Origin of the sequence: Dyadobacter soli (assembly GCF_900101885.1) — a bacterium.
Classification (GTDB): Bacteria; Bacteroidota; Bacteroidia; order Cytophagales; family Spirosomataceae; genus Dyadobacter; species Dyadobacter soli.
In genome coordinates this window covers 95,645-118,992 of the sequence record NZ_FNAN01000010.1, presented here as the reverse complement: position 1 = coordinate 118,992, position 23,348 = coordinate 95,645, and the positions used below count along the sequence as shown (strand labels likewise).

The following is a 23,348-nucleotide window of genomic DNA, read 5'->3' as shown; positions in this document are numbered from 1 at the left end:
ACTTTCCGGTTTTTTACAGGCCGGAAAGTCACCGCTGCGGGTTTTTAAAAGGAATAATAAGTGTTTATTTTACAGTAGCGCTAGCATTCCAACTCTATGATCCCATTTCTAAGCCAAAACCGCTTCACGAAGTCCATTAACCCGCAAACATTCCTTTTTTTCTTCCATAACTTCTTTACGAATGTCGGTACCACGCTGGTGTATGTTTCCGCCAACGTGCTCCTGCTCGAAAACCATCCCGAATACTCGTTACCCCTCGCCTACATCGCCGCCGCATTGGCTGTGATGGCTTCCGGCAAGATTTACGAATATTTCGAACACCACCTTTTACTGAAAAAGCTGAGCCTCGGCACGATGATGGCCTCGCTGTTCATGGTGATCGTGGTGATGGGGCTGCTGCTGGTCGGGCACGGGGTAGCCACCGCCATTGCGGTGATGGTCGGTTACCGGATCATTTACCTACTTATCAACCTGGAATTCTGGGGGTTATCGGCATTGGTGTTCGATGTCCGGCAGAGCAAAAGGCTGTTCAGCGTCATTGGCTCGGGCGATATGCCCGCCAAAGCCCTGGGTGCCGTGCTCGCGGTACTGATCCATTCGCCTTCCGTACTGGCCATTTTGCTGGCTATCTCGCTGGTATTCTTCGCATTGGCATTCTACACGCAAATCCTCACATTCCGCCACACCGACATTCCCAACCCGCACCACGCACGTACGCGGGCCGCCGAATCCGATTCGCGCATTATTCAGAAATACTTCGGCGGCAACAAGCTCCTTACCTCGCTCTGCATTGGTATGGTAGCCATTGCCGCAACGGCCACGTGGATCGAGTACCACTTTTTTGTGAATGTCAAATACAAATTCCACAGCCAGCATGATGTGATCGTGTTTGTAGGTTCGCTGCTGACGCTCACGTATGTGATTTCGACGTTCGTGAAAATGTTGTTTTCGAGCAAAACCGTGGAGCGTTTCGGTATCAAACTGACATTATACCTGCTGCCGCTGACGACCATCGCCATCTCGCTCGGGCTGCTCGTGTCGTCGTATTTCCGCAAGGACGAGCCTTCGCTGCTGGTTTACTACTGCATTGCCTACCTCCTTTTCGAACTGGTCAGGAGAACGATCTTCGACCCTGTTTTCCTCGTCTTGTTCCAGCCGCTCTCCACCAAAACACGTTTGAAAGGCCATACGCTTGCCAAAGGCCTTTTTGAACCGCTAGGGATGCTCATTGCCGGTGCGTTGCTCTGGATTATCTACACGCAGCATTGGAGCGATATCAGCCTTACTTTCGACCTGTCGCTGCTGTTCGCGGTGGGTGCATTGGTGGTGTTCCGGAAAACCTACCGGCACTACATGCAGGAACTGAAATCGGCGATCAGCAAGCGGTTCATCCGCAGCGGTGAAATGGCCTCCCCTGCCGAGGCATTGCCGATCATCACCGAAAACCTGCAAAGCGACCGCAAGGAAGAGGTTTTGAATGCGATCGACTGGCTGGCGCGGAACAAGGTTTCACTCTTCCGTAAACACGCCGACGAGCTGCTAAAAAGCCCCTTCGTGCAGGTAAGGCTGAAAACTTTGCAAACGCTCTCGACCCTCGATAAACCGGAGCTGTCGGGCACATTTATCCAGTACATCGAAAACGAACCCGACGCCACCTGCCAGGTACTCGCCGTGCGCCTCGCCTGCGCGAACGGGCGCCTGAACGACGAGCAAACCGCCCGCTTCCTCGCCCACAGCGACCTCGACATTGTGAAGGGTACCATTATCGGTTGCTGGGAAGCCGGAAAAGCGTTGCCTTTAATCCACGGCACATTACAAAGGCTGTTCGGTTCGGAGCAGGAAAGCCATCAGCTCGCCGCCCTCGACTGCCTGAAAGTTACGGGCATCAATTCCTACGAAAACCTGCTCAAAAGCTGCATTCACAACGGCTCGCAACGCGTGCGCAACTACGCCATCGAAGTGGCCGCTACCGTGGGCTCCCCTACGCTCCTGCGCGACCTGCGCCTCGTACTCACGGGCACATTGACGCCCGCGACCATCCACGCGATGATCAATTCCGGCGACCTCGGCATCCGCATTATCGAGGAATGGTTGCGGCAGGATACCACCGGAGAACGCGTTCGGATCTTCATTAAAACCGCTGAAAAAGGTAGGCATGAATTTATACTTCAAATACTTTTTAACCTTATTAAAAATATTTACCAAAATAAACTTTCTATTAATACTGATAATACAACTAATATCAAAAGGAAAGAAAGTGAGATTCATATCGAAAATATAGATAGTTTTACCCATATAGCGGCATTGAAAGCATTGAGTCACTATACATTAATCACTGATTATAAAACACTTATCCCTGAATTTGTAGAGAAAGAACTCATCCACGCCGGGCAGCTCCTCAATGGTATGGATGCTTCCGAAAACGATATTACCTGGAATAATGCATTGGAGTACGAGCTCGAACTGACCGCGCAAAGGCTGTTCTACCTCTTCATGATGCAGTATGATAAGGAGGCTGTGCAGAGTGCCTGGAAGGGAATCCGGCACGCGGGCAAGGAGAAGCGGGCCAACTCGCTCGAACTGATCGAGAGCCTCCTGCCGCGGATGTTGTACCCCTCGCTGCATGCATTATTTGAAAATATAACCATTCAGAAAAAGCGCGACGCGCTGCGGCAGTACATGGGTAATGTCGATCCGGGCCTTTCGCTGATCACGACCATTCTCTCGCAGGCCGAGCGCTCGTTCACTACCTGGACCATCGCACTGGCCGTGGGTAAATGCGACATTGCCGAGGCAGACCTGATCCACCTCGAAAAGCTAGCCAATCATTCATCGCGCCTGGTACGCGAGGCTGTGCACGAACGTTACGCCATCCTCGCCCAGCGCCCCGAACTTAAATTTTCGCTTCGAATCCCTATGAAACACGCCGAACCTGCCCAGCAGATTTCCGAAATGGAACGGGTGATCGTCCTTAAAAACACCCAGCTTTTCGCGCAGACACCCGAAAATGTGCTCAGCTCGATTGCCCCGATTATGAAGGAAGTGACTTACAGCGATGGCCAGGAGATATTTGCCAAAGGCGACCTGGGCGATTCGATGTACATTATTTACACCGGCCAGGTAGGCATTTACGACGGCCCGAAACAGCTCGCATTGTTCGATAAAGGCGAGATTTTCGGCGAGCTCGCATTGCTCGATACCGAGCCGCGCTCCGCTGCCACCGTGGCCGAAACCGACGCACTCGTGTTCCGCATCGACCAGGAAGATTTCTTTGAACTAATGGAAGAACGCGACGAGATCCTGCGCAATGTGCTGCGTATCCTCTGCCAGCGCATCCGCGTGCAGAACGAGAAAATGCGCCAGTTATAAGGAGCGCGCCGAGTTTTTGAGGTGTTGGAGATGCCGTTGCTTGGCGGCATCCCTGCGCCTCTGTTCGGAAGCCGTCCAGTAGGAATGCGCTTCCAGGAACCTGACCTGCACCGCATCCCAGGCGGGAATGTCCTCCACCATATCCCGCATTTTCAATTCCTCGAACAATGTGGCCGCAATGCCTTCGAAATCCTCGCGGCCGAGGTAGTCCAGGTCGGCGTCGCAAATGACCTTTTCCAGCGTGTTTTTGGGGCTTTGCGGGATCTTTGTAGCCATAATCATCCCGCATATCGCTTCAATTTGCGTGGCATTGTAGCCCAAACCGGGCAAAACCTCGCGGGCAAGCGCGCAACCGGCTTCCTCGTGGCCCTGGTAGGTGGCCATAAAACCGGCGTCGTGGTACAATGCGGCCGTCCGGAGCAATGCGAGTGATTCTTCGTCGGTAATGCCTTCCAACGCGGCTATCTCGGCCGCGGCATTTACGACATCGAGCGTGTGATGGATTCCGTGGTAAAAAAGCGTGCGGTCAAGCCGGTTTTCCAGTTGTCCGAGCACATATTGTTCCGCCTTTTCGATTTGCATGGCTATTCGAGCACTTCGTAGATCAATACCGGATTCGACTTGTTTTTGAGGTTAACTTCCCCTACCAGACTGCATTGAAATGCCTCTTTCAGCTTTTCATAGGCCGAATCCGGCACGACTACCTGGCCGGGTTTGGCGATGGACTGGAGGCGCTGCGCCACATTCACGACATCGCCGATCACGGTGTAATCCAGCCGTTTCAATGCAGCGGAACCAATGTTACCCGAGACCATTTCACCCGAATTAATGCCGATCGAAACCTTGGGAAAGTAACCCGACTGGTCCGACAGTTCTTCTTTAAAGCCATTGATATGATTACGCACGGCCAGCGAGCATTCTACGGCGCGGTCGAGGTGATATTCGCCGCGAAAAACGGCCATTACCGCATCGCCCATGAACTTATCGACATGCCCGCCCTGGGCGATGATTTCCTTCACCATCACATCGAAATATTTGTTGATGAGCTTCACCACGCGATCGGGCTGTTCCTTCTCGGAAATTGCTGTAAAGCCGCACATATCCATAAAAACGACCGATCCTTCGATGTTCTCGCTCGTCATGAGCGACTTTTCAAATGTCTCCTGCGTCATGAATTGCAGCACCGACGCGTCGACGTACATTCGCAGAATGTCGTTTTCACGCACCGCTTTCAGGGTATCCTTCAACTGCGACACGTATTGCAGCGTCTTTTCCATTGTGACTTCCAGATCGCGGAAATCGATGGGCTTGGTAAGGAAATCGAATGCGCCGCGATTCATGGCCATGCGGATATTGTCCATATCACCATAAGCCGAAACGATCACCGATTTCAGGAGCGGGCTCGTTTCCCCAAGCCGCACGAGGAGCGTCAAACCGTCCATTTCGGGCATGTTGATGTCGCTCAATACCATATCGACGTCGGGATGCTCCGCCAGCGCTTCGAGCGCTTGCAGCCCGTTTTCAGCAAAAACAAATTCGTATTGCTGCTCGCGGATCTGCCGCCTGAACTTCTGCTTGATGAGCAGTTGCAGGTCGGCCTCGTCGTCCACTACGAGTATTTTGGCTTTCATAACAGGAGCAGTTTCTCTTTCAGTTCGTTAAAATTGACGGGTTTCGTCAGGAAATCGTCTGCGCCGAGCTGCATGGCCTGGTCGTGGTTGGCCGCGTCGCCATAGGCGGTGATCATCATCACCTGCGGGGGCGCCGACGGGTGATCGGTGCGGATACGTTTGAGCAGCTCGATACCGCTCATACCGGGCATATTAATGTCCGAAAGGATCATGACGACCTCGGAAGGATGGTTTTGCATGTATTCCAAAGCCTCCTCGCCCGAAAATGCGAACGAAAACTCGAATTGGCCGCCACGTATCTCGCGACGGAATTTCTGCTCGAACAGCGATTTGACGTCTTCTTCGTCGTCTACAACCAGTATTTTCATATCGGATTCAGGGTTAATCAGGCAATGGGTATCGTAATGCGGAACTCCGTTTTTTCACCGTCGATCGTGTCGACTTCGAGCACGCCGCCGTGGCCGTTGGTGATGATATCGTAGCTCATCGAAAGGCCCAGGCCGGTGCCTTGGCCGGTAGGTTTGGTCGTAAAAAACGGCTGAAATATCTTCGCTTTTACGTGTTCCGGCATGCCTGTTCCATTATCTGAAACCCTGATATATAGTTTGTTATCAAATTTTTTGGTACTGATTTTTACCTCGGGTTTGTAATCGCCCAGCTGTCCGGCCTCGGTGAGTTTCCGCTTTTTCTCCGCCACTGCGTAGAATGCATTGGTAAAAAGGTTCAGAAAAACGCGTCCCAGATCCTGCGGAAGCACTTTTACAGTGCCGATAGTGGCGTCGAAATCGGTGGTCAATGCGGCGTTGAACTCCTTGTCCTTCGCGCGCAGGCCGTGGTACGCGAGGCGCATGTACTCATCCGCGAGCGCATTCACATCCACAGGCTCCTTCTCGCCCGACGATGCCCGCGAATGTTGGAGCATTCCCTTCACGATCGAATCGGCACGTTTACCGTGGTGCGTGATCTTCTGCTGGTTCTGGCTCAGGTCGCTGATAATGCCTTTGATATAATCCTTGTCGTTATCATCGATTCCCGTCTTATCGATCTCCTCGTCCAGCTCCTGGCAAAGCTCTACCGATACTTCCGAGAAGTTATTGACGAAATTCAGCGGGTTCTGGATTTCATGGGCGATACCGGCCGTGAGCTCGCCCAACGAGGCCATTTTTTCGCTTTGTATTAACTGGTTCTGCGTCGCTTTCAGCTCTTCGATGGCCTTTTGAAGCTCTTCTTTTTGCTGGGTCAATTCCTGCGTGCGCTCGGCTACGAGGTATTCCAATGATTGCTTCTGCTCACGGGCTATTTCCTCGTCACGAAGCCTGTCGCGCCGCTCCTGGGCGAGTGCTTTCTGCTGTTTTCTGGCATAAAACCATATTACAAAACAGAAAATCCAGGCAAACAGCAGCGCCATACCGAAAAAGTCGTCGTAGCTTTTATGGAACGACGGGAAGACCAGCTCCAAAAAGTCGCTGAGCATGGATACGCCCACGAAAGGGACAATGGACTGTGCCGTAGAGCGGATCGGCTGAAAATCCTCCTCTTTATAAAATACCAACAACAGCCCTAGCAGCGAGACATTCCACACCCACGTAAACATATCGGGCTGCTTCGCGATGTAGTACACCGCCAGCAGCATAAACACGTAATAACGGGCATATTTGAAGAAATTGGCCCATTTCGGCAGCTTGTCGGTGTGCTGCATGGCCTGCTGGGCAAACTGGACGAGAAAGAAGGCTACGATAAAATGCATGTAGAGATTCCGTATATACTTGTTCGATTTGGCCAAAGACCTGTTGAACCGGCAAAGTAGCTATTTTCCCCGGAAAATTCAGTCGGGAAGCCCGAACGGGCACATTAGCAGTTCCTCTAATTTATTTCTAACCGATTTTTAATCTAATTATAAAACTGTTTTAATACCATTTTTAGCACAGCTGAGAACCTTTGCCCGCAGGTAATTCAAACTAAACGAACATGTGCTATCCAGTTTTAAAGCGGGTTCTCATCCTATTTCTGGTGGGAATGGCGTCGGCGAGGGCTCAGACAACCTACAATTTGCAGCAAGCCCTGCAAACGGCAAAGTCCAATAACCCCATCCTGAAACGCGAGCAATTCAATGTCGACATCTCGCAGGCCGACATTACCACCGCGCAACTACGCCCCAATGTGATATTGAACAACCAGTCGTTGCAGCTGGTGCAGACCTCCAAGTTTCCGGAAAATACCGGCTGGTTCAATGGGGCCAACCGGCAGGTTTGGTGGCAGGTTACCAAGCCTTTTCAGTTGCCTGTACAGAGAGAGAACAAGATTAATTTCGCACAGCAAAATGTCAGGCTTACCGAGAAGCAATATGCGGACACGGAACGCCATCTTTTTCAAACAGTTGCGCAGAAATGGCTGGACGTTTGGGCAGCCCGTAAGCAGCTCGATTTATTGGGTACTGCGAAGGCCAACATCGATTCGCTGGCCAATATCAACCGGTTGCGCCTGAAAAACCAGGTGATCACCACCACCGACCTCGCGCGTACGGAACTGCTCGCGAACCAGTACGACATTCAACTCAAATCGGCATCGCAGGAATACCGCAATGAATTGTCGAATCTGAAATTTCTCATGGGCGTGCAGGACTCGATCCGCATCGATACCACCGACCAGTTCGCCTTCGCATTCCCCGACCAGATGGATGCTATTGTGCAGCAGGCATTGCAGAACCGCACGGATATCGAGGCCATCAAATCGACCATGGATGTGGCCGACGCCAATATCAAGCTTCAAAAATCCAGCGCGTTACCCGTACCCGAGCTCGGTTTGATATACAACCCGCAGAACAAGGCGCACTACATGGGCGTGTACGGAACCGTGGAAATACCCATTTTTTCGAGAAACCAGGGTGAGATCAAAAAGTCGCAGGTACTGAAACAACAGGCCGAGCAAGACCTCCGCGCCACCGAAACGCAGGCACAGACGGAAATCATGACCGCATACAAAAGCTACGTCACACACAAAAATAACTTACAGAATTTCAATCAGTTACTAACTCAATCCCAAACAATCCTGAACAGTGTTAAATATTCTTACCTCCGTGGCGGGACGACGATCATCGACTTCCTGGAAGCCCAGCGCAGCTGGCTCGATACGCAGCAGCAGTATTACGACGTACTCGGGCAATATCGCCAGAGCTGCATCGATCTCCTTTACGCATCCGGAATGATCAATCAAATCGCGCAATAATCATGAAAAACATACTCGTTTGCACCTGCCTGGCCATGACCTTGATGGCGGGTTGCAAGAACAAAGCCGCCAACAAGCCCGTACAGGACAATTCCACGCCGGTAGTGAATGCGTCGGGCACCAAAATATCCTTCCCGCTGGCCGAAAGCGCGAATTTTTTCCAGACCGAAAAGATTTCCAGCTCGTCGCTCATGGCGAATGTAACTGCGCCCGCGAAGGTCTCGGCTACCGTATTGCGCTCTGATGAAGGCGCTTCGGGCAATATCGTCCTGTTCGATAATCCCGAGCTGGCCGGCAACTATACCCAGCTTTTGCAGCATTTGACCATGGTGAGCCAGATCCAGAACATCAATATCCGCCAGCGCAAAACCGAGCTTTCCCGCATTAAGGATTTGCAGGAACACGGAGCCGCTACCGGCAAGGACCTGCTCGAATCGCAGACCGCATTGTCGATGGAAGAAACCAATCTGATCAACGAGCGTGCGGCTATCATAGAGCATGAAACGAAACTGAAAGCAGGTGGTTTCGAACCGAAACAACTTCGTAAAGCGCCCGCAGGTACCGCGTACATTATCTGCGACGTGCCCGAGAGCGACATCAGCCAGGTGAAAAAGGGCAGCAAATGCACCATTCAATTCACAGCATTCCCGAACGAAAATCTCACCGGTACCATCGACGATATCGCCGATCTGGTAGACCAGACCACCCGGATGATCAAGCTCCGCGTGAGCATCAACAATTCAAATGGCAAGCTGAAAGCGGGCATGTTCGGTACTGTTGCATTCGGTTTGAGCGAAGGTAAAAAGCTCAGTATCAACAAAGACGCATTGGTAACCATTCAGGGTCGCAATTATGTGTTTCTCAAAACCGCCCCCCAGGTTTTCGAACGCCGTGAGGTGAATATCGGCGACCAGATCGGCGACCGTATAGTCGCATTCAGCGGCCTGAAAGATGGCGAGAATGTGGTGACGAAGGGCGTCATGCAGCTCAAAGGTTTATCGTTCGGCTATTAACCCCCTCCGGATATGCTTCAAGCCCAGATCTTCATCAGTGCCGACCACTGGAAAGACGAAGTTCCCCTATTTGAATACATTATGCAGTTTCTGGTGAGACAGAAAGTGCAGGGTGCGACGGTGTACCGCGGCCGCCTCGGCTTCGACGGCAAGCACCTGAGCCGCCCCAACGACCTGTTCAGTTTCGACGAAACGCCCATGGTCATTTCCTTCATCGACGAGGAAGAAAAAGTTAAATCCGCACTCACATTGCTTCGCAGAGAGGTAAAAAGCGGGTTTATAGTCACCAACCATGTAGACAAGTGGATTTAAAATGATCAAGAACCTGCTTTTTTTCAGCCTTCGCAACCGGTGGGTGGTGATCGCTGTGAGCATAGTGCTGATGGGCGCCGGCTACTGGTGCTTCACACAGCTCAAAATAGAGGCTTACCCCGATATTGCCGATACCAATGTGATCGTCGTAGCCCAATATCCCGGCCGGGCCGCCGAGGAAGTGGAACAGCAAGTGACCGTTCCCATCGAAAGGGCCCTTCAAAATACCCCTAATGTGCTCGACAGACGCAGCCGGACGATATTCGGGTTGTCGGTAGTGCAGCTGACATTCAAAGACGGCACAGACGATTATTTCGCCCGTCAGCAAGTTACCGAACGGCTAGCCTCCGCTGAGCTGCCGGACGGCGTCGCGCCGGAGCTGGCTCCATTGTCGACCGCTGTGGGTGAAATCCTGCGTTACGTCGTGGAAGCACCATCCAGTTACAGCCCTACCCAGCTCCGCGATTTGCAGGATTGGGTGATCAAGCCTGCATTGCTGCAAGTGCCTGGCATTGCGGATGTTACCACTTTTGGCGGGCCTTTGAAGCAATTCCATATCATTACTTCACCCGAAAAACTGGTCAAATACGGCCTGTCGATGCAGAACGTGATCGACGCCATCAATGCCAACAACCAGAATACCGGCGGTAATGTGATCGCGCGCGGCGGCCAGGGCTTTGCGATCCGCGGGCTTGGAGCTATTAAGAATGAGCAGGATATCCAGAATATCGTATTGAAATCCGATAATGGGGTGCCCGTATTTGTACGGGACGTTGCCACTGTCGAAATCACGCCTCCGCCGCCAAGCGGGGTGATGGGTTATACTATCACTGCTGATAAAGTGGATGTTAGCAGCGGCGTGGAGGGTATTATCCTGCTCCGCCGCTATGAAAACCCCAGCGAGGTTTTGAAAGTCCTGAAAGACCGCATTACTGAGCTCGAAACCAGCGAATTGCCAGAGGGCGTGCATTTGAAGCCATTGTACGACCGCAGCTTTCTCATTGATCACTCGCTCGAAACCGTGGCGCACACGTTGTTTGAAGGCATTTCTATCGTCGTAATATTGCTGATCTTCTTCCTGGGCAGCATCCGCAGCGCATTGGTGGTAGCGCTTACCATTCCATTCTCGCTGTTGTTTGCGTTTATCCTAATGCGTCTGACTGGTATTCCGGCGAATTTGCTCTCTCTCGGCGCGATCGACTTCGGTATCATCGTCGACGGTGCGTGCGTGATGGCCGAGCATTTGATCCGCAAATATCGAACTGCCAGTCCGGAAGAAAAGCAGCAGGGAATTGTCAAAATCACGCTGCTATCCGCGCAGGAAGTGGGCCGCGAGATCTTTTTCTCAGTAACCATTATCATCCTCGCGTACATGCCCATCCTGCTCATGACGCGCGTGGAAGGCAAGCTCTTCTCCCCTATGGCGCTGACGCTCGCATTCGCGGTGATCGGTTCCATGCTGGCCGCGTTGACTTTCATTCCCGTGCTCATTTCATTCGCCTACAAAAAAGCATTGGCCGATCCCGACAAGCCGATGAAGGAGCATAAGAATTTTGTATTGGATTTCCTTACAAAGTCTTATTCCAAAGCATTGGGCGGCTTTTTAAAGAATTACAAAACGACTGTGCTTGTGGGTTTCAGTGTCGTAACCGTGCTGGTTTTGTTTGGGATCAAACTGGGGACCGAGTTCTTACCGACATTGGACGAAGGCTCGATATTCCTGCGCGGCAACTTTCCGGCCGGCATTACCATTCAGGAAAATGCCAGCTATGCGCCTAAAATCCGAAAAATCATTGCCAAATACCCTCAAATATCATTCGTGATCACCCAAACCGGTCGCAACGACGACGGTACCGACCCATTCCCGGCCAACCGGAACGAAATCCTCGTCGGTTTAAAGGATTACGACCTTTGGAGCCACACGATAACCAAAAAGGAGCTGGTGGAAAAAATCAAAGCCGATTTACAGGCCCAGCTTCCGGCCGTCGCATTCTCGTCCGGCCAGCCCATTATCGACCAGGTAATGGAAATCGTAACCGGTAGCGCGGCAGACCTGGCCGTGTCTGTGGTAGGTGATGATTTGAATATGATGCGCAAAAAAGCGGAAGCGATCGCCAAAATCGTGAAGGCAACGCCCGGCGCGGATAATGTAAACATCGAACAGGAAGGCCCTCAGGAACAGTTGGCGATCAATATTAACCGGCAAGCAGCCGCCCGTTTCGGTATCAACGTGGCCGACATTCAGAATATGATCGAAGCGGCCATCGGTGGCAAGACCATTTCCACGCTTTACGACGGTACCAAACGCTACGACATTGTGATCCGCTTCCTGCCCAAATACCGCAACTCCATCGACGCGATCAAGAGCGTTCAGGTACCCTCGCTCACGGGCGCACTCATACCCATGAGCCAGCTGGCGGACATCCATTTTATTGAAGGTCAGACGAATATCTATCGCTACGGCAGCAAACGCATGGTAACCGTCCGCACTAACATCCGTGGCCGCGACCAGGGAGGTTTTGTGAAGGAATTGCAGAAAAAACTCAATGCGCAGGTGCACGTACCGAAAGGTTACAGCATCATTTACGGCGGCCAGTACGAAAACCTCGAACGCGCCGGTAAGCAGCTGGCATTCACCATTCCGCTGACCATCGTGATGGTATTCCTGTTCCTGTTTATGTTGTTCAAAAACCTCCCGCACACGATGGTCACCATGAGCTGCATTCTCTTCGCGCTCGGCGGCGGCATTGTGGCATTGCTGATGCGCGGGTACTACTTCAATGTATCGGCAGGCGTGGGTTTCGTGAGCATCTTCGGTATTTCGGTCATGGCCGGTGTGCTCCTCGTCTCCGCTTTGAACCGTACCGTACAAGGCAATGAGGGCGATCTCCAAAGCCATGTACTGGAAGCATCATCGGAGCAGCTGCGCGCCATGCTTTCCATTCTCGTTGTGGCCATTATCGGTCTGGTACCAGCTGCCATCTCATCCGGCATCGGTTCCGACGTGCAGCGCCCGCTCGCAACCGTGATCATCGGTGGTTTAACGAGCACGTTGCTCTTCGCGCCGGTACTCATTCCGCCGCTGTATTTGTGGAGCGAAAAACGCCGCAAACCGCAGAAGCCGAGGGAGGTGCTGGAATTGGAATAGAGGGGTGAACAGCGTATTTTCAGGTAATCTGAAAATAAAAACACCGCTATGACAAGGATCGATCCAATTACAAATGCCAAGTAGCACATTGCCAATGCACGGATAATTCTGGCTGAATATGCTGACGAGCAAGATGGATGTTACGAACACCCTGATTTTGTAAAAATGGCAGCTCGCACCGCGTTTAAGGGCGTTTTGATTGCCGTAAGAGCATTGTTCGAGCTTAAAAGCAGGGAAAAACGAAACATTTGGTGGTACGAAGAACACCTGGAATTACTAGACAAAAGCGTCAGTGTTAGTTTCGAGACTACTCGTCTGCTTTTATACGATGCTATGGGTCGCAGAGGAATTACAAGTGTAGAAATAGCCAGCCTTGCTTTTCAAAACGCCGACGAGGTAGTTCAATGGGTGGAAAATCATACTGCCGATTGCTAATTGAGAGATTGCCGGTGGATAATTAGTGCAGTGCATTTGAGTATGAAGGCCTGTGTAAAAGACGAATGCAGCTAGATTTCGGAGTTGGAATGGGTAGGTCTAAGTCGTATTTTTGATATAACTAAAACATTCTAAAAGCACAGACTATGAAAAATGAAAACCCTGTTCTCGAAGCAAAACGCTATGTTGAAAATGCGCGTACCATCTTGCGGGAGATGGCTGGCAAGCAGGATTATCGTTACAACGATCCCAAGTATGTAAAATTGGCTGGCCACGCGGCCTATACCGGTGTTCTGGTAGCACTAGACAGCTTTTTCAAAGGCAAAAAAAAGGGACGGAAGGATGTTAGTTGGTATCAGGAGCAGCTTGCTTCTACCGACAAAAAGGTGCTTGACAACTTCGTGAGTGCTTACCAACTGCTACATTTGTCGATGAGCTACGACGGCAACGCGGACTTCTCTACGGCCAAATCGGGCCTTTGGCACGCCGACGAGATCATCCATTGGGTAGAACAACGCACTGCCACCTGCTAAATAACAACTACCGATAGAAAAGTGAAGCCGGATCCAGCGATGGGTCCGGCTTCGTTGTTCTACACGCTTGCTATTTCAGCCTTATAATAACTATCCAATGGATAAAACGGCTGTTTTTAGCTAAATTTCCTAAGCCGTATGTCCATAGCGGAATGCGGCGTACTCAACTATACACTTTAAACTATCCTTTCATGAAGCTGAAACATTACGTCCTCTCTCTATTGATGATCCCCTGCCACTTGGCTGCCGCGCAGTCGCCAGATTCCATTCCCGGAGAATATCATTTAACAGGTGTTATGGAAACCGCCTCGGCCATCCTGCTCAAACCCGACAGTACTTTTGAGCTCTACTTCTCTTACGGTGCCATGGACCGCCAGGGGCACGGGAAATGGCAATTCCGCGACGGAAAGATCGTGCTCAACAGTCGGCCGAGACCTGAGAAGGATTTCGCTCTTGTGACGAGCAAAACTGCATCCGATGACTTCACAACCGTCAAAATCGTCGATAGCAATGTACAAATCCTGCCGTTTTTTGAAACACTCATCAAAACTGCCGGAGGCGAAAAGTACGGCAAAATGAACCAGGAGGGCATATTTCAAATACCCAAAACCAAGACCACCGGCATCGACCTTTTCTTTACACTCGCGCCGGAACGCTACACTTCATTCCCGGTGCAGTCGGAAGACAATTATTTCGAATTCCGCATCGAACCCTGGATCATCGAGATTTTCGTCGAAAACATCAGCCTAAAACCGGACAACGACGGTTTGAAAGGTGAACATCCGCTGCTTAAAGGCGATGCATTTTCTTATGAAAAGATGAAGTGATCAGACGGTTTACGCATCAAAATTTGTCGAAACCGATACCGATTTCCAGCTTTCCAGCTCTTCCGTAAATGCGGCGATCTTGTTTTGCGCCAAACCGAACGCATCTTCGCCCAAAATGAGGTGCAGCGGCGGATTAGCCTCACCTGCAATGCGAATCAGCGCATCGGCCGCCTTATCCGGGTCGCCGGGCTGCTGACCGTTGATCTGCTGCTGGTGCAATGCCTCCGAATCGCGTACCTTTTGATAAGCGGCAATGCCGTTTTTGGGTGTTACAAATGATCCTGCGGTAAGGAAGTCGGTACGGAAATAGCCCGGCTCGACGATCGTTACTTTCACGCCAAAATCGGCCACTTCCGCCGCCAGTGATTCCGATAGGCCGTTCACGGCAAATTTGGTAGCGCAATAGATCCCGAAACCAGGGAATGCGCCCGTGATGCCGGCGATCGACGAAATGTTGAGGATATGCCCCGATTGCTGCGCACGCAAATGCGGCATGACGGCGCGAACGACGTTCAGCATACCAAACACATTGACATCGAAATTACCGCGCGATTCAGCGTCCGAAAGCTCTTCGAGACTCCCCGCAAGCCCATAACCCGCATTGTTAACGACCACGTCTATACGCCCGAATGCAGCCAGCGTATCGGCAATCGCCTTGCCTACGCTCTGCTCGTCGGTAAGCGACACGCTAAGGGGCAAAAATTGGCCTCCTGTGCTGCCAACAGCGGCTTTCAGCTCATCGATCGAGCGTGATGTGGCGGCTACGGTAAAGCCATTGGCCAATAATTTTTGCACGAGTGCCAGTCCCAGGCCTTTGGAGGCGCCGGTAACAAACCATACTTTTCTGTTTTCCATTATTCTCTGTTGATTGTTTTAACAAGACAAAGGTAAAATGGCCACCACGCCCGGTCATTACGTGGTTCAAACAGATACTTGCAAAATTCAAACAATCCGGAATGCCGTAGGCGTCTGAGTGGTCTGTTTCTTGAAAAAGTTGTTGAAATGCGACGGCTCTTCAAACCCGAGGCAATAGCTGATCTCCGAAATATTCCAGTTGGTATGCCGCAAAAGCGCCTTAGCCTCGGAGGTAATGCGCTCGGCTATGTGCGTAGTCGTCGTTTTCCCGGTTGTTTTGCGGATTGCCCGGTTCAAATGGTTGACATGCATCGACAAATGCTGTGCAAAATCATTCGCCGACCGCAGTGCAAACCGTTGTGACGGCGTTTCGATCGGAAACTGACGTTCCAGCAATTCGGTAAACACGGCTGTGATCCGCGAATTCGCATTAGGATGCTGGTAGAGTGCCTCGCTGGGTTGCATTTTGAGGGTATAATGCACGAGCTCGGTCACGTAATTTCTCAGCAGATCATATTTATAGGGATAGTCGGAAGCAATTTCTTCTACCATTTTCTCAAAAATCTGGCTCACGTGTGCATCCTGGACGTCATCCAGAACATAGGACGGCTTTCCACCGATAGCAAACATGGGCAGGTCGCCTACATTACCGCGCAGTTTTTCGGAGAAAAAGCCTTCTTTGAAAATGCAGAAATAACCCGTCACCACGTCGCAGGCCGCTTCCCAGGTGTAAGGCACCAGCGGGTTGAAGAACATCAGCGCGGTACCGTCGAGTTCGAGGCTCTTGTCGGCGTAATGGTACACGTTTTTGCCGCGGATCAATGCGATCTTGTAAAAATCCCTCCGGTTGTACGCCGCCGGCTCCGGGTTGGTGATGAAATTCTCTCGCATTGCGAACACATTGAAGTGCCCGATGTCGCGCTGCAAGTTCTCAGGCATCCAGTTGAACTTGTATTGATAGAATTCTTCGAGTGTTTCCGGCTTTTCCATAAACAAAGTTACGAAAATCAAATAGGTTCACTACAACGATCTCCATTTACCGATAGTTAATTGAACTGTGCTGTTAAATCATTTATCGGGTTTCACCGGTTTGAAATACATTACTTTTCCAACCGTGTCACCTATCACCATCGCCTCTACACACAGCTATCGATGAATCCTTTCAGTTCACTGCTCACCAGGCATATTGAAACCGGAACACTGGTTTGTCCTCTATGCTTATCTCATTTGCGAATCGCGGACGATCACATCTACTGTACCAACGCTACGTGCTCGCATTCAACGAACGAAATACCGCTGATTCAAAAAACAATACCTATTCTTGTCAATTTCGAAGAATCCATTCTGGATAAAGCGTCGCTGCTTGCCACCGGAGGCGAAAGCCTGATACCAAGGAGCGGCAACAAATATGATATAATCAAAAGGATCTTCCTGAGAGACGATAGAAAAACGAAGCTCAATCTTGCTAAATTCCTCGACAACGTACCGAAGCATGTCGGTAAAAAAGCTACTGTACTCATCATTGGTGGAGGAGCGGTAGGCAACGGCGCAGGGGGAATGTACGACGATAAGAGCGTTGAAATTCTTTCATTCGATATCTATGCATCTCCCAATACTGATTTCATTGCCGACGGCCACTCATTACCCATCGCCGATAATAGTATCGACGGAATCTGGATCCAGGCGGTTCTCGAACACGTAATGTACCCGCAACGCGTGGCTGCGGAAATGCACCGCGTGCTCAAACCGGGTGGCGTCGTTTATGCAGAAACGCCGTTTCAGCAACACGTACACGAGGGCGCGTACGACTTTACCCGTTTTACGGAAAGCGGCCACCGTTTGCTTTTCAAGGATTTTAAATTAATTGATTCGGGCTTTCTGACCGGTATTGGCACAGTGCTTCACTGGAACATCCGGTACGCGGCCTGGGGACTTACCCGAAGCAAAAAAGTGGCGATCGCGGTTTCCCTGGCCTTCGGCTGGATCAAACTCTTTGATCGCCTCGTACCCGAGTCATTCAATATCGATACCGCAAGCGGCGTATTCTTCCTGGGGCGGAAGGATCCCAGTCACAAGTTCCGCGACAGAGATATTGTGGCGCATTATAAGGGGTTTCAGAAGTAGTTTGGACCGCCGACCATTGACCGCCGACCGCCGATTTTTCTAATCAAATGGCAATCGGCGGTCAATTATATGTATTCGCCGTGTCAATCACTTCCGTGCCTCGGCGAGCTCCTCTTCTTTCAGGGCTTTGAGCTCCTCGATCAATTCTTTGATTTCGTTGATTACTTCCCACGCTTCTTTTTTGACTTCGTCCCAAAACGGCTCCATTTCGGTTCTATCCTCATCTGAAACTGAGTTGTACCATTCGAAAAATGTAGATTTGATTTCCGGGATTTCGGAAATATCCGCGGCCCTGATTTGCGCCATGTAAGTGTCAACACGATTTCTAAGTTCTGCTCTCATACGCTATTATGGAAAACACTGCAATATTTTCAACATATCTCTCACCTTCACCGCTTCTGCACGGATTTCTTCGAATTTAGCATCACTTATTCCCGTCGAGGGCGCGGCCATCAAGTTTTCAAGAAAATCTAACCTACTCCTGAGTCTTTCAACCAATTCGGCCCGCCGGCTTTTTTTTCGCATATCATAGTGTGTAAAGCTTAAAGTTAGGTTTTTTGCAAATGACGGTCAATTCAAAAACCATTACTTTCATCACCAATGATCCTGCGGCTGACTCAACGGTTAGGGGACCGACGTTACACCACTTCCCTATTCCGATCCGTCAAATGCGCCAGCCCCAGCACAATCACCTGCAAAACCACGAACGACCCCAGCAATGCGGGAATGGAGTCTTCCGGCGGCGGGCCGAACATGTTGAATAGCTCGGCGATGACGAAGAAGGTGATCAGCGAAAAAAGGCCCCACTTGCCTTTGCCATTTATGGCGCGGGTGTTTTTAATGTAAATCCAGACGCCGGCGATGAAGATGACCGACTCTGTCAACACGGTCAGGGGCAGCGAGTTCCACATGCCCATCCCGACTTTAATGCCTCCGAAAGGTGTCAGCGGAAGGTCGGGGACGTGGACGATGACGTCGAGGAACCAGTGGCTTAGTACAGCCAGGCCGACGACCAGCGCACTGCGCAGATCTTTTTGGAATAACCAATATACCGCCCCGCACACGAGCCCCCATACTACGCCCATCACGAGGCTATGCGTGTAAGGGTAATGCAAGAATTCAAAGTGCGTGACCGCTGTGAATCCCGGATGGATTTTAACCTTCTCGACATCCAGCAAAAGCAGAAATGGCCAGAGAATATCGACAAACTCGACGGCGACAAAGAGCGTCAGGAGCGAAACTTTGGGAGCGGCTTTCTTTGCACCGAATGCTAAACCGTAATGACCTAAAAACATAATACAAGTGGTTGATTAGTGACCTTACAAAGGTATTTGGGCCATTTTCGAACACACTTGACCTAGATCAAGAAATCAGCTGAGCTGCTTGCGGCGGATGCGGCTGATGGTTTCGGGCGTCATGCCGAGCATGGAGGCGATGTATTGCAGCGGTACCTGCGTGAAAATGTCGCGATGGCTCTCGAAAAGCAGATTATAGCGCTGTTCGGCCGTCATGGAGAGGAAGGAAAACACACGGTCTTCGAGCGTAGTGAAGCAATGCGCGATGAACAGTTTCTCGGTCACTGGCCATTTGGGAATATAATCGCCGAGGCGGTCGTAATCCTGCTTTTCGATGGTGTAAATTGCCGTGTCGGCCAGCGCCTGAATGTTCCAGCGGGCAGGACTGGCAAACACAAGGCTTGCGAGATCGGTCACAAAATAACCCTGCGTACAAATCCATTGCGTCACCTCCCTATCCTCTAAATCCACGTAAATTCGCAGCAGGCCGGATTTAATAAAGCTGAGTTTATTGCAAGGTTTCCCTGTTTTGAGGTAGTAGTCACCTTTTTTCAGTATTTCGGGTTTGAAAAAAGAAGCTACTTTGACCAGATCGGTCTGATCGAAATCGAAATAGGTTTGCAGGTAATTTTCAAGATCTGTCATAATGCGCTGAAATCAATCGTAAATGTAACAAAGAACGCACTCCCCGCACGGTCGTTATCGTACAAAAGTGTCCGAATGCGAACGGGTTGCCTGCCGGATTATACGTTAAAATGCAGTAAAACAACACGATACAATTTTGGCATATATTTTATACAATGTACTATGTATTACAATGTACCGTCTATTAGCCATGAAAATTGAATTTCTTTACGAATCCCAGTCGCCTCCATTCCTATGTTGAAGAACTATTTTAAAATCGCCTGGCGAAACCTTGTCCGTAACCGGGTCTTCTCAGCCATCAATATTGCAGGGCTGGCAATCGGCCTCGCTTCCTGCATGCTCATCAGCCTGTACGTGATCGACGAGCTGAGTTTCGACCGGTTCCACGAGAAAGCAAACCGCATTGTACGCACCACATTTAAGGGTACAATGCAGGGCGGGATCATCAACGAATCGCACGCGATGCCGCCTACCGCAGCCGCATTGAAGGCCGATTACCCGGAAGTGCTGGAATCTACACGGCTCCGGCAAGGTGGAAAACCGTTGGTTTTGCTCGGCAACCAGCTTTACAATGATGAAAAACTGGCTTTCGTAGATTCCAATTTCTGCTCGGTATTCACGCTGCCTTTCATAGAGGGTAATGCAAAAACCGCACTCCTGGAACCGAATACCATTATTTTGTCGGAAACAACTGCCAAAAAGTACTTCGGTAAAACGGACGTGATCGGTAATATCATCACTTTCAAAGACTGGAACAAAACCCTGCGCGTAACCGGCGTGATGAAGGATATGCCTTCCAATTCGCATATCCGGTTTGATCTGCTGGGCTCGATGGCTACGCTGGACGAAGCCAAATCGACCTCCTGGATGACTTCCGAGTTCTTCACCTACCTCGTGCTGCCGGAAGGTTACGATTACAAGAAGCTAGAAGCGAAACTGCCCGCAACGATCGATAAATACATTAGCCCGCAGCTGAAACAGTCGATGGGCGTGACAATGGCCGAGTTTCGCAAGCAAGGCAACAACCTCGAACTGAAACTGCAACCGCTGACAGACATTCACTTACATTCTGATTTTCAATATGATCTGGATGTGAACGGCGACATTACCTATGTATACATTTTCGGTGCGGTGGCCGTGATGATGCTGCTCATTGCCTGCATCAACTTCATGAACCTCTCGACCGCAGGCTCATCCAAACGTGCACGTGAGGTAGGCGTACGCAAGGTCATGGGTTCCGAAAAAAGCGAGCTGGTGGGTCAGTTTCTCACCGAATCCATTCTGCTGACCTCACTGGCGATGGTACTGGCAATCCTGCTGGGCGTTGTCGCATTGCCGGTTTTCAATGAGCTGTCGGGTAAAAACCTTTCCCTGCAATGGGATGCGGTGCCGGGGCTTATTCCCGCCTTGATCGGCTTCGGGCTTTTCGTCGGCATTTTTGCGGGAAGCTATCCGGCTTTTTTCCTTTCGTCGTTCAAACCCATTACAGTTTTGAAAGGAGGCTTGTCTGTCATCAAATACACCTCTTCCGGCAGAAGCTTCAACCTCCGCAGCGGACTGGTTGTTTTTCAGTTCTTTATGTCGATAATTCTGATCGTTGGCACGACGGTTGTTTTCCAGCAATTACAGTTTATCCGAAACAAAAAATTGGGTTATAACAAAGATCAGGTCATTGTGATCCCCGTCTGGTCTTTGGGAAAAAATATGCAGGCATTCCGCGAAGGCCTGACCAGCGACTCGCGCATTGAAAATGTGAGCTTGTCGGGCTATGTACCGGCAGGGCCTTCCGACAATAACAATTTCACGGTAAACCCCGACGGCAAAACCGACCGGATGGTGAAAACGCTCCGCTACGAAGTCGATTACAATTATATGGCGACGCTGGGCATGGAAATAGCCCGTGGACGCAATTTTTCAAACGATTATGGCACTGATTCAACGGCCATTATCATCAATGAAACGGCCGTAAAAACCTTTGGTTGGAAGCCTGAAAATGCATTGGACCGAACCATTACCCGCAATAACAACGAAGGAAAAAAAGCGACTTACCACGTTATAGGCATTGTAAAAGACTTCCATTTCCAGTCCATGCGCGAGCAGATCGGACCGCTGGTGATGACGCTCAATAACGGCTGGGGCTGGATGCTGATTAAAACCCGAAGTGCGGAAGTCTCCGGATTACTGGCGTCGATGAAGAAGAATTGGGACGGCTTTCATTCCGATATGCCATTCAGCTACTCGTTCCTCGATGAGCGATTTAACGAAACTTACAAGGCTGAGCAGAAAACCGGCCAGATATTGGGCACATTCGCCGGGCTGACGATCTTCGTAGCATGTCTTGGCTTGTTTGGGCTGGCCACATTCACGGCTGAGCAGCGTACGAAGGAAATAGGCGTACGGAAAGTGCTGGGTGCGTCGGTAGCGGGCATTATCGCATTACTTTCGAAAGATTTTTTGAAACTGGTGATCGTCGCATTGCTCATCGCCACACCGGCAGCCTGGTGGCTGATGGACCGTTGGTTGCAGGAATTTGCCTATAAAATCGATGTTACGTGGTGGATGTTCGCATTGGCGGGTGCATTGTCGGTGCTCGTGGCTTTATGCACGATTTCATTCCAGTCGGTGAAAGCCGCGTTGATGAACCCGGTCGAATCGCTGCGCTCGGAGTAGCCGATGGCTCGAAATAAACCATTTGAATAACAAATAGTTACTACATTAGGACCCTGGTCAAGTGCAAAAGCGTTGGCCAGGGTTTTGTGTTTTAATGAATTGAAATGGAAGCTACAATACGCTGCAAAGTCACCCGGCAAGCACACGTTTTTCAGCCTGGCAATATCGTCGAGGTTAGGCGCCGCATTCTGGAAAAATCTGAAAATCTTCCGGTGTCCGGCTATTTTGTCCCTGATATCGGAAATGGTACGCCGGGTATCATCCCGTTGGATGCCGCTGAACCGCTCACGGACGCACCCGCACCTGAGGAAGCCTACTATGGCAAATGCGTGCTGACGAGCGTTTCGAATTTTTGGCAAAACCCTGCGGAAAACACCGCTCCTTCACCAACCGGTATGGTGGAGCCGGAAAAAGTGCGCGTCATCCATTACCCCGATTGCCAGCAGCTCGTGTTTCACATGCCGCAATATGCCTGGGACGCCGGTACATTTCGCCTTACCAATGCTTGCTCGGAGGAAATCATCGAAGAAAAGCCCGTGCGACAACGACTCAACGGCGGTACCATGATTTTGACCAACACACTACCCTACCCGCCGGGCTGCTATACCATCGAAGCCGACTGGCCGGATGGCTGGACGCACCGGATACAGTTTATCAAATTCACGGAAGGTTTTCCAAAATTCCCGTTTGAAAATGCTCCTGCCAACTTCCGCCGCGCTATCCGGAATGAAGAAGTGCATTTACTCTACGAACCGGAACCGGAAATTCGTGAAGGATATACCGCCGACGGCAGGCCGATCCCGGACACTTCCTTCCGGCGCGACGACGACTGGGATTACACCTCGCCCGCGTGTAGCCTGCACATCGCCCGTGACAGCGACGACGACCGTTTCCTTGACTATACCGGCATTGAAAAGCTTAAAAAACAACTTATGAGCCGATTTATCCCCAAATTAGAATATACCCAGGATGGCCGCGGAGGCAGCATTTACTACAAAGAAGGTGAAATCAGCATCCAGTTCGGCTGGGAGTTCGGCGGCGGCAATACCGTGGTCATTATTTTTATTCCTGAAACAAAATATTGGGAAGCGCAAACCGGAACGCCACTATCGCGCCGGGATGAAATACTGGACTTTCTTTGCCAGCAGGTTATCCGCGACCAGGCGCGCGGCTGCCATCCCGTCATGTACGACGACGCGATCAGCATTGTGCGTTGAGGTTTTGGAATGGTTATTGATGTTAAAGGCCCATCATCAAAACTATGAC

Annotated in this window: 20 protein-coding genes; 11 read left to right on the top strand and 9 right to left on the bottom strand. The window is 50.8% G+C overall.

Going from position 1 to position 23,348, the window contains the following annotated elements:
- Nucleotides 1-96: 96 nt before the first annotated feature.
- A complete protein-coding gene (locus BLQ88_RS17535) occupies nucleotides 97-3,369 on the top strand; it encodes a cyclic nucleotide-binding domain-containing protein (RefSeq protein WP_090152705.1) in 3,273 nt (1,090 codons plus the stop codon).
- On the opposite strand, the gene BLQ88_RS17530 is transcribed toward BLQ88_RS17535, so the two are convergent.
- The 4 genes from BLQ88_RS17530 to BLQ88_RS17515 are packed head-to-tail and all read right to left on the bottom strand — an operon-like array spanning nucleotide 3,364 to nucleotide 6,747.
- The gene (locus tag BLQ88_RS17530) at nucleotides 3,364-3,951 is read right to left on the bottom strand and encodes an HD domain-containing protein (RefSeq protein ID WP_090152702.1); all 588 of its coding nucleotides are present in this window, start codon (nucleotides 3,949-3,951) and stop codon (nucleotides 3,364-3,366) included. The two genes, BLQ88_RS17535 and BLQ88_RS17530, sit on opposite strands and share 6 nt — an antisense overlap.
- Nucleotides 3,952-3,953: 2 nt before the next feature.
- Nucleotides 3,954-5,000 carry an adenylate/guanylate cyclase domain-containing protein gene (locus tag BLQ88_RS17525; protein WP_090152698.1) on the bottom strand — a complete coding sequence of 349 codons (1,047 nt, stop codon included), beginning with the start codon at nucleotides 4,998-5,000 and terminating at the stop codon, nucleotides 3,954-3,956.
- A complete protein-coding gene (locus BLQ88_RS17520; RefSeq protein ID WP_015810614.1) occupies nucleotides 4,997-5,368 on the bottom strand; it encodes a response regulator in 372 nt (123 codons plus the stop codon). Before BLQ88_RS17520 ends, BLQ88_RS17525 begins: the two co-directional genes overlap by 4 nt.
- A 17-nt stretch (nucleotides 5,369-5,385) precedes the next feature.
- Complete coding sequence (locus BLQ88_RS17515) at nucleotides 5,386-6,747, bottom strand: sensor histidine kinase (RefSeq protein ID WP_090152694.1); 1,362 nt, start codon at nucleotides 6,745-6,747, stop codon at nucleotides 5,386-5,388.
- A gap of 221 nt (nucleotides 6,748-6,968) precedes the next feature.
- Between BLQ88_RS17515 and BLQ88_RS17510 the strand changes: the two genes are divergently transcribed.
- The 7 genes from BLQ88_RS17510 (at nucleotide 6,969) to BLQ88_RS17480 (ending at nucleotide 14,493) form a co-directional block, all read left to right on the top strand.
- A complete protein-coding gene (locus BLQ88_RS17510; protein ID WP_090152691.1) occupies nucleotides 6,969-8,225 on the top strand; it encodes a TolC family protein in 1,257 nt (418 codons plus the stop codon).
- 2 nt (nucleotides 8,226-8,227) lie between these two features.
- The gene (locus BLQ88_RS17505) at nucleotides 8,228-9,238 is read left to right on the top strand and encodes an efflux RND transporter periplasmic adaptor subunit (RefSeq protein ID WP_229212727.1); all 1,011 of its coding nucleotides are present in this window, start codon (nucleotides 8,228-8,230) and stop codon (nucleotides 9,236-9,238) included.
- 12 nt (nucleotides 9,239-9,250) lie between these two features.
- The gene (locus BLQ88_RS17500; RefSeq protein ID WP_090152688.1) at nucleotides 9,251-9,550 is read left to right on the top strand and encodes a DUF190 domain-containing protein; all 300 of its coding nucleotides are present in this window, start codon (nucleotides 9,251-9,253) and stop codon (nucleotides 9,548-9,550) included.
- 1 nt (nucleotide 9,551) lies between these two features.
- Entirely contained in the window at nucleotides 9,552-12,698 is a 3,147-nt protein-coding gene (locus tag BLQ88_RS17495) for an efflux RND transporter permease subunit (protein WP_090152685.1), read from the top strand.
- An 87-nt stretch (nucleotides 12,699-12,785) separates the two neighbouring features.
- On the top strand, nucleotides 12,786-13,133 hold the full coding sequence (locus BLQ88_RS17490) for a DUF5618 family protein (RefSeq protein ID WP_176885018.1): 348 nt from the start codon (nucleotides 12,786-12,788) through the stop codon (nucleotides 13,131-13,133).
- A 146-nt stretch (nucleotides 13,134-13,279) separates the two neighbouring features.
- Nucleotides 13,280-13,666: a DUF5618 family protein gene (locus BLQ88_RS17485; protein ID WP_090152680.1), complete on the top strand. Its 387-nt coding sequence runs from the start codon at nucleotides 13,280-13,282 to the stop codon at nucleotides 13,664-13,666.
- 191 nt (nucleotides 13,667-13,857) lie between these two features.
- On the top strand, nucleotides 13,858-14,493 hold the full coding sequence (locus tag BLQ88_RS17480) for a hypothetical protein (protein ID WP_090152677.1): 636 nt from the start codon (nucleotides 13,858-13,860) through the stop codon (nucleotides 14,491-14,493).
- Nucleotides 14,494-14,502: 9 nt separating this feature from the next.
- Here the strand turns inward: BLQ88_RS17480 and BLQ88_RS17475 are convergent, their stop codons facing one another.
- A complete protein-coding gene (locus tag BLQ88_RS17475) occupies nucleotides 14,503-15,348 on the bottom strand; it encodes an oxidoreductase (RefSeq protein ID WP_090152675.1) in 846 nt (281 codons plus the stop codon).
- Nucleotides 15,349-15,435: 87 nt separating this feature from the next.
- Nucleotides 15,436-16,338 (bottom strand): helix-turn-helix domain-containing protein, encoded by a 903-nt coding sequence (locus BLQ88_RS17470; RefSeq protein WP_090152672.1) that lies wholly within the window; start codon nucleotides 16,336-16,338, stop codon nucleotides 15,436-15,438.
- Between the two features lie 162 nt (nucleotides 16,339-16,500).
- Between BLQ88_RS17470 and BLQ88_RS17465 the strand changes: the two genes are divergently transcribed.
- A complete protein-coding gene (locus BLQ88_RS17465) occupies nucleotides 16,501-17,472 on the top strand; it encodes a methyltransferase domain-containing protein (RefSeq protein ID WP_090153160.1) in 972 nt (323 codons plus the stop codon).
- 87 nt (nucleotides 17,473-17,559) lie between these two features.
- On the opposite strand, the gene BLQ88_RS17460 is transcribed toward BLQ88_RS17465, so the two are convergent.
- The 3 genes from BLQ88_RS17460 to BLQ88_RS17450 form a co-directional block, all read right to left on the bottom strand.
- Nucleotides 17,560-17,778, bottom strand: coding sequence for a hypothetical protein (locus BLQ88_RS17460; RefSeq protein WP_090152669.1), 219 nt, complete (start codon nucleotides 17,776-17,778; stop codon nucleotides 17,560-17,562).
- A gap of 332 nt (nucleotides 17,779-18,110) precedes the next feature.
- Entirely contained in the window at nucleotides 18,111-18,767 is a 657-nt protein-coding gene (locus tag BLQ88_RS17455) for a metal-dependent hydrolase (protein WP_090152667.1), read from the bottom strand.
- Nucleotides 18,768-18,842: 75 nt separating this feature from the next.
- On the bottom strand, nucleotides 18,843-19,412 hold the full coding sequence (locus tag BLQ88_RS17450; protein ID WP_090152664.1) for a Crp/Fnr family transcriptional regulator: 570 nt from the start codon (nucleotides 19,410-19,412) through the stop codon (nucleotides 18,843-18,845).
- A gap of 234 nt (nucleotides 19,413-19,646) precedes the next feature.
- Between BLQ88_RS17450 and BLQ88_RS17445 the strand changes: the two genes are divergently transcribed.
- A complete protein-coding gene (locus BLQ88_RS17445) occupies nucleotides 19,647-22,082 on the top strand; it encodes an ABC transporter permease (protein WP_090152663.1) in 2,436 nt (811 codons plus the stop codon).
- A 104-nt stretch (nucleotides 22,083-22,186) separates the two neighbouring features.
- Entirely contained in the window at nucleotides 22,187-23,299 is a 1,113-nt protein-coding gene (locus BLQ88_RS17440) for a hypothetical protein (RefSeq protein WP_090152660.1), read from the top strand.
- Nucleotides 23,300-23,348: the final 49 nt, after the last annotated feature.

What these genes read in the sequence shown, in the direction of transcription:
- BLQ88_RS17535 (WP_090152705.1), top strand. Translation starts at nt 97, where the DNA reads ATGATCCCATTTCTAAGCCAAAACCGCTTCACGAAGTCCATTAACCCG.
- BLQ88_RS17530 (WP_090152702.1), bottom strand. Translation starts at nt 3,951, where the DNA reads ATGCAAATCGAAAAGGCGGAACAATATGTGCTCGGACAACTGGAAAAC.
- BLQ88_RS17525 (WP_090152698.1), bottom strand. Translation starts at nt 5,000, where the DNA reads ATGAAAGCCAAAATACTCGTAGTGGACGACGAGGCCGACCTGCAACTG.
- BLQ88_RS17520 (WP_015810614.1), bottom strand. Translation starts at nt 5,368, where the DNA reads ATGAAAATACTGGTTGTAGACGACGAAGAAGACGTCAAATCGCTGTTC.
- BLQ88_RS17515 (WP_090152694.1), bottom strand. Translation starts at nt 6,747, where the DNA reads ATGCATTTTATCGTAGCCTTCTTTCTCGTCCAGTTTGCCCAGCAGGCC.
- BLQ88_RS17510 (WP_090152691.1), top strand. Translation starts at nt 6,969, where the DNA reads ATGTGCTATCCAGTTTTAAAGCGGGTTCTCATCCTATTTCTGGTGGGA.
- BLQ88_RS17505 (WP_229212727.1), top strand. Translation starts at nt 8,228, where the DNA reads ATGAAAAACATACTCGTTTGCACCTGCCTGGCCATGACCTTGATGGCG.
- BLQ88_RS17500 (WP_090152688.1), top strand. Translation starts at nt 9,251, where the DNA reads ATGCTTCAAGCCCAGATCTTCATCAGTGCCGACCACTGGAAAGACGAA.
- BLQ88_RS17495 (WP_090152685.1), top strand. Translation starts at nt 9,552, where the DNA reads ATGATCAAGAACCTGCTTTTTTTCAGCCTTCGCAACCGGTGGGTGGTG.
- BLQ88_RS17485 (WP_090152680.1), top strand. Translation starts at nt 13,280, where the DNA reads ATGAAAAATGAAAACCCTGTTCTCGAAGCAAAACGCTATGTTGAAAAT.
- BLQ88_RS17480 (WP_090152677.1), top strand. Translation starts at nt 13,858, where the DNA reads ATGAAGCTGAAACATTACGTCCTCTCTCTATTGATGATCCCCTGCCAC.
- BLQ88_RS17475 (WP_090152675.1), bottom strand. Translation starts at nt 15,348, where the DNA reads ATGGAAAACAGAAAAGTATGGTTTGTTACCGGCGCCTCCAAAGGCCTG.
- BLQ88_RS17470 (WP_090152672.1), bottom strand. Translation starts at nt 16,338, where the DNA reads ATGGAAAAGCCGGAAACACTCGAAGAATTCTATCAATACAAGTTCAAC.
- BLQ88_RS17465 (WP_090153160.1), top strand. Translation starts at nt 16,501, where the DNA reads ATGAATCCTTTCAGTTCACTGCTCACCAGGCATATTGAAACCGGAACA.
- BLQ88_RS17460 (WP_090152669.1), bottom strand. Translation starts at nt 17,778, where the DNA reads ATGGCGCAAATCAGGGCCGCGGATATTTCCGAAATCCCGGAAATCAAA.
- BLQ88_RS17455 (WP_090152667.1), bottom strand. Translation starts at nt 18,767, where the DNA reads ATGTTTTTAGGTCATTACGGTTTAGCATTCGGTGCAAAGAAAGCCGCT.
- BLQ88_RS17450 (WP_090152664.1), bottom strand. Translation starts at nt 19,412, where the DNA reads ATGACAGATCTTGAAAATTACCTGCAAACCTATTTCGATTTCGATCAG.
- BLQ88_RS17445 (WP_090152663.1), top strand. Translation starts at nt 19,647, where the DNA reads ATGTTGAAGAACTATTTTAAAATCGCCTGGCGAAACCTTGTCCGTAAC.
- BLQ88_RS17440 (WP_090152660.1), top strand. Translation starts at nt 22,187, where the DNA reads ATGGAAGCTACAATACGCTGCAAAGTCACCCGGCAAGCACACGTTTTT.